Source organism: Vibrio sp. 10N.237.312.B06 (genome assembly GCF_041464685.1).
Classification (GTDB): domain Bacteria; phylum Pseudomonadota; class Gammaproteobacteria; order Enterobacterales; family Vibrionaceae; genus Vibrio; species Vibrio tasmaniensis_A.
This window is the reverse complement of record NZ_JBFSPI010000098.1, coordinates 1-4,490: the sequence shown is the minus strand read 5'-3', so window position 1 is coordinate 4,490 and position 4,490 is coordinate 1. Positions and strand designations below refer to the sequence as shown.

The window sequence follows — 4,490 nt, the reverse complement described above, 5'->3', positions numbered from 1 at the left end:
CGCCGACTGACATCATTCCACCAACGGATATTCTTCCGCCGACTGACATTATTCCACCTACAGATATTATCCCCCCAACAACTTACATCGGTTCACTGTTGTCGAGCGGGGCGTTTGTGTCTGGAGATGTGTACTGTGACGGCGTTCATCTTGAAAACGGAACGTTCAGTGTTAAACAAGGCGTGAGTTTTAGTTGTACCTTGGGTCACCTTACTTTAGGTGATTTCACTGCTCCTTTCCCTGAGATAACAGAGTTCACGATTTCAAATGATGGGCTTAACGCGGCATTTGAGTTGACAGAATTACACGGAGACAACGTTACTAAAGTACTCGAATCAATTGATGTTTGTGAGACAGAAAGTGCTATCTGTTTAAAAGAACTGGATGCTTTTGATATTGAGGATGTGTTCTCGCAACTTGATGATCAAGATGCTGTCGATGCATACTTTTCATCGAAAGAAGAAGAATCTACCGATGAAGTAGGTAAGGCTCCTAGTTCACACGTAGACACAACTGTTGTTCCTGCGGTTGACCCTAATGCGGACAATAACCTTAACGCTGGTTTTGTTTCTGCAGACGCGGAGTCTACCTATGCTTATAAGCCAAGTGTTGAAGGTAAGGTGTTAACTCGCAGTAAGCTTACAGATGCTAATGGTACGCCGATTTCTGGGATCAGTTTCTTTTCGGCTAACGCGACGGGCGTGACGGATGAAGAGGGAATCTTTGAGTACCTGTGGGGTGACAGAATCGCTTTTGGTATTGATACGTTTGAGTTTGGCTCCATTACGGGTAATCAGATTGCTTATCAATTGTCTGATGTGACCAATAATGTGGTAGAGAAAGCGAATATCCAGTCATTACTAGAGCGCTACGCGGTTGATCATCTAAGTCATTATGAGATATCTGAAGAAGCCCAAGATACCTTTTCAAAGTACCCTAACGTTATAAATGAACTGATTAACCTAACTCTGCCAAATGGGGGATTAATAGAGGGTACAGACTTTGAACTTCCTAATGAGTTTGTTGGTCAGTTTAGCCAAGGGTTAACGGCAGTAATCGATGAGCAGCTGCGCCAAACGCCTCAGTTTATGGATTATGTTCGTCAACCTGCCGTTTTATCTATGGATTCTGGTCAGTATGTAACAGAGTCTCTGCAGCAAATCTTTCACAACGTCACCACATTCCATGTATTCAATGATAATGGTAGCTTTTACGGTGCAACGGGTTATACCCGTGGTATGCGAGCTCTGAATATATCGAACAGAGCATTCCCTGTGATGATGCCAAGAACTGATAAAAACCGTGAGCTTTACTTTGGTGAGCAACAGGCCTGGACTCGTGAAGACAAGCCTTACATCGCACAACACCCAAGCATCTCGATGCCGCCGATTCCTTTAGTCTCTGAAGACAACGCGACTTATGGTTTTCCATTCGTTACAGCAGGCGAGATAGGCAAAGGTAAGGTCGTGTTCATGGGTAATGGCTTATATCCAAGTATTCTGTCATGCCCTGAAAATTATTGGGCCAATCGAACATTGCATATCGATAGCAACAAACAACAGTGCACTGTTTCGACGTTCGAAAACCTACTGCATGATGACCAAGGCAGCATGAGGTCGTTTTTCTCGAACTTGTTTGAGTGGTTCAATAATGGTCTGCCTATTGCTGGGATGAATGCAGTCACCAATATTGACCAAGCTTATTCGGCTTATCACCACTCCACAATGGGTAAGCAGTACACGTTTTTTGTTAGCCCTCAGTATGGTTTTGCATCAGTAGAAAAGCGCGGTTCAGGTGACTTTGATGGTTTGGATGCGAGCACCACGCCTATTTTGATCCTTCAGGCATACCCACCTAAGTTGGTTCAAGATGGCATGACTAACCAGTTTGTTGCTGACTTGGATAACCCTAACTTAAACCAAGACGATATTACGGCTCTTATTAACTATGTTAATGACGGTGGCAATATCTTGTTTATGGATGCGATTCAAACGACTAACCCTGAACCTATTGGACGCTTAGCGGACGCCGCGGGTGTATCTCTAGGTGGTGAAAACGTTACGCCAACAAACCAAGCTTTCTGCGGTAGCTCTTATTACTGCCAAGCGCCGTATCCAAATCTTCACGTGAAGAGTGAAAAGGAAATGGTGGTTCTTGAGCGTTTTCAAGATAACCAAGGAGAGCCTCCGTTCACGGTAAATCAAGATGGTACGGTTGAGTGGATTGAAGATGAATCCAAAATCAAGTTTGAAATCCCGACTTATGAGGTTGCTAAGTTAGACGCTGAAGGGAAGCCAGTGCTTGATGCGTCTGGTGTAACAGTAATGGAGGCAAAATCCGCACGTATCTTTGTTGAATCTGTAGCAGAGCGTGAAGCGGCGATCAAAGAACTGCAGTCGGCATTCGTTGGCACTGAGCTTTGTAATAACGAGTATGAATACGAATTTAACTGTATAGAGACTCGTTCTGGAGACGGTGTGACTGTTCGCGGTGCTTATCATAGAGCCGATTTCGATCGCTATGAAGTGAGTAAAACCATTGTCGACAGTATGGTGAAAGCAGCGAACTTGGGTTCTAACTTTACAGCGCTCTACGAGCACGAAATTTACTATCGCACGATAGGTACTCAAGGTAAGCGTCTGTCTAACAGCGAATTGAATCAAGCGTTTGATAACCTGTCTGTTTGGATGTGGAATGACAACGCATACCGATTTGAAACAGACATACAAGATGAGTTGGGGTTCAAGCAAGCTGTTCAGTTCCTTAACTGTTATACCGAAGACTTACATCAAACAGATACACTAGAAGCACAGTGTCCTGTTGACCTAAAAGCGTCGTTAGTCGCTAATGGAATGATACACGGCGAAGGTGAGTTATCGGGACAGTTGAATCCGAGCTATCCATTAAATTACATGGAGAAACCTCTGACTCGCATTATGTTGGGGCGCTCATTCTGGGATCATGAAATCGTTGTTGATACCACAATGTATCCGGGTCGAACTTCAGGTGCATCTTCGTCAAGTTCGGTTCTTATCCAAACAGATGGCAAGGGCGTCACGTATTCGGCTGGGAACAATCAATCGACAGGTTTATGGGCTCCTCAGCTACAAGATGTGACGATTAGTCATGGTGTCGCTGCAACGATTACTGTAATGATGGCGGATGATCTTACAGGTAAGCCGAATCACGAAACGAGTATGAAACGCCCCCCACGTATGCAAACCAGCTTTGACTACAATGGATCGAGCTTAACTTTCAAGGTTCCATATGGTGGCCTTATTTACATTCAACCGAAAGTAAAAGAGCTTGGTGAAGTCTCGTTTAGCATTGAGGGCGCGTTAAAAGCTGCTTGGTGGAAAGAGGGACAGTGGATTAACACTATTCAATCGGCAGACGCACCAATTGCAGAAATCGATACGGGTTCATTTATTTACACTACACCAATAAGGAATCTAGAATCCGCTGATTTGAACCAATTCGCAACAGATATGAATCGATTCGCTGACGCTGCTAGTGACTTCTACGGGCGTGATGAGATTCAAAACGATGGTTTACACCGTAGGTTCACTTATCCAGAACTGATGGCGTTCCGCCATCGTTTTGTGAATGACGTGCAGATTTCGATTGGTGCTGCTCACTCTGGTTACCCAGTGATGAATTCAAGCTTTAACGCAAATCGGACATACATTCCAACCAACCCTGTGAACGACTGGTTGTTGTGGCATGAAGTTGGTCATAACTTAGCATCAGCTCCTTTCCTAGCGGCTGGTAGTACAGAAGTGACCAATAACCTTCTTGCGTTGTATCTGCAGGAGTTAGAGGGGCGCAATGCAAACCCTGAAATGGATCGTATTAAATCGGATATTAAGAAAGCACCTAAATGGCTAGAGCTTAATAATGAACATGCGTGGTCACATGGTGATGCAGGTTTACGATTAGTTATGTTTGGTCAGCTAAAAATCTGGGCAAAATCGAATTTTGCAATTGATGATTGGTATACACGCGGCGCAAGCCAATCTGATGTGTATGGTGAAGATGAAGGCTGGAACATGTTCAAACTTATGCACCGTAAAGCTCGAGGTGATACAGAGGGTGATGCGGTTGAAAACTATTGTAGTGCCAAAGATACTGGGCTAACCGGTGGCGACTTAATGATGGTATGTAGCTCCTACGCTTCGAACTATGACTTAAGTGATTTCTTTGTTGCTTGGAACGTGGGAGAAACCTCGATGACTAATGCTGATGGCTCGAAGTCTTATAGTGGCGGAATTAGCTCTAAAGGTCTTAGTGCGGTTGAACAGTTAAAACTAGAGAAACCAAAGAACAGCCCTTTGAATGTTGATTCAATTTACTAACGCTAATTCTTGCTAAGGCATTTTACAGCTAAAATATAGGCGCCACACTTAAATTACGTGTGGCGTTTTTGTTGCAATGTTCTAGGGCGTGTTGATCTTTCGTGAGTGTTTTTTGAACAGCATGGTAAAGAGTTA

Annotated in this window: 1 protein-coding gene; it reads left to right on the top strand. The window is 44.0% G+C overall.

Features of this window, described 5'->3' with window-relative positions; translation table 11 throughout:
* A partial coding sequence (locus AB6C75_RS20005) for an SslE/AcfD family lipoprotein zinc metalloprotease (RefSeq protein ID WP_372108888.1) occupies positions 1 to 4,355 on the top strand: 4,355 nt, incomplete at its 5' end.
* Between the last annotated feature and the right edge of the window lie 135 nt (positions 4,356 to 4,490).